We start from the raw sequence: 973 nt of genomic DNA, 5'->3' as shown, positions 1-973 counted from the left end.
TCAGCAATTTCATTCACTTCCAAATGGAGTCTTTCTCTTAGGAAAGTGTAAGCTTCGGCGATTAATTGCATATCTGCATACTCGATCCCGTTATGCACCATTTTCACAAAATGACCTGATCCCTTTGGGCCGATATAGGTACAGCAAGGCTCTTCATTTACTTTGGCCGCGATTTTCGTCAGGATCGGAGCTACTTTTTCATAGGCGTCTTTATCCCCACCTGGCATGATTGAAGGCCCCTTTAATGCCCCGACTTCCCCGCCAGAAACACCAATGCCTAAATAACTGATGCCTTTAGGTTTCAATTCATCATATCTGCGTTCCGTATCAACATAATGGGAGTTACCGCCGTCCATGATAATATCGCCTGATTCAAGATGAGGAAGCAATGATGTGATCACCGAATCGATCGCCTTGCCTGCCGTCACCATCAGGAAAATCTTTCTTGGGGCTTCCAGTGACTGAACAAAGTCCTGGATTTCGTAATACGGATGGAGCGACTGACCGTCCAGCTTGGCAACAAGCTGGTCCGTTAAATCTCTTGTATAGTTATAGACGGCTACTTGTTCCCCTTTACTAGCCATATTTAAGGCGATATTGCTGCCCATAACCCCTAAACCAATTACACCAATTGAATTGAACATTATTTCTTCTCCTTTTATGTAAGAATAATAGGCAGTAAACCCTCCGATAAATGGGGGGATTTACTGCCGGGAAAGACCTATACGAATAAGCTGATCAATAGAATGAAGCCTAATCCAGCTACTGAAATGATCGTCTCAAGTAAGGTCCATGTTGCAAACGTTTCTTTCATGCTTAAACCAAAGTACTCTTTAAACATCCAGAATCCGGCATCGTTAACGTGTGAAGCAATTAAACTTCCCGCTCCTGTAGCAAGAACGACTAGAGCGAGGTTAACGTCCGTCTGGCCTAACATCGGAATAACCAAGCCAGCTGTCGTTAAGGAAGCAAC

General features: G+C 44.1%; 2 protein-coding genes. Both read right to left on the bottom strand.

Annotation, left to right across the window (positions count from 1 at the left end; translation table 11 throughout):
* A partial coding sequence (locus tag CVN76_RS05095; protein ID WP_232732112.1) for an NAD(P)-binding domain-containing protein occupies positions 1-644 on the bottom strand: 644 nt, incomplete at its 3' end.
* A gap of 77 nt (positions 645-721) precedes the next feature.
* On the bottom strand, positions 722-973 hold a 252-nt coding region (locus CVN76_RS05090), incomplete at its 5' end, for a GntT/GntP/DsdX family permease (RefSeq protein ID WP_442857549.1).

The sequence above is a fragment of the Bacillus sp. mrc49 genome (assembly GCF_002803435.1).
This window is presented reverse-complemented; position numbering and strand designations above follow the sequence as displayed.